The organism is Pedobacter alpinus, assembly GCF_042684645.1.
GTDB lineage: Bacteria > Bacteroidota > Bacteroidia > Sphingobacteriales > Sphingobacteriaceae > Pseudopedobacter > Pseudopedobacter alpinus.
The window spans coordinates 1-530 of the sequence record NZ_JBHULV010000059.1 but is presented as its reverse complement, the minus strand read 5'-3'; the positions used below and the strand labels follow the sequence as shown (position 1 = coordinate 530).

The following is a 530-nucleotide window of genomic DNA, read 5'->3' as shown; positions in this document are numbered from 1 at the left end:
TGCTCTTAAAGCAAAAGACTATCAAGGGCGAGAAACGGATGAGATGTTTGATCGAGATCAAATCCGGCAGATTCGACACCCGTCAGGAGCTTGCTGATTACCTGCTGGTGCACATCAGGACATTGGAAAGATGGGTAAATGATTACAAATGTGGAGGTATTGTTCAGATGCTGAGCGACAGACCAAAGAACAAACAATCGAAGATCATCACCCCAGCCATGCATAAAGGTCTTGAGCAGAGAGTGAACGATCCGCACAACCCTTTCCTGGGTTATTGGGACGCCCAGAACTGGGTCAGGCAAGAATACGGGATAGATGTGAAATACCATCGTATCCGGGAATACCTGAAGCAACATTTCAGGACAAAGCTCAAAACTCCCAGAAAATCCCACTATAAAAAAGATGGAGAGGCCGAAAAGGCTTTTTTAAAAACTCCCTAATACGCTGAACAACATTAGATTAAGTCTAGATAAGGATAAGTACACTGAAGTGAACCTGTACTTTCAGGATGAAGCCAGATTTGGGATGAT

General features: G+C 44.0%; 1 protein-coding gene. It reads left to right on the top strand.

The window, feature by feature from the left end; all coding sequences use genetic code 11:
* Positions 1-440, top strand: a 440-nt coding sequence (locus ACFSSE_RS17955; RefSeq protein WP_379101067.1) for a hypothetical protein, incomplete at its 5' end; no start/stop codon positions are given.
* Positions 441-530 lie beyond the last annotated feature (90 nt).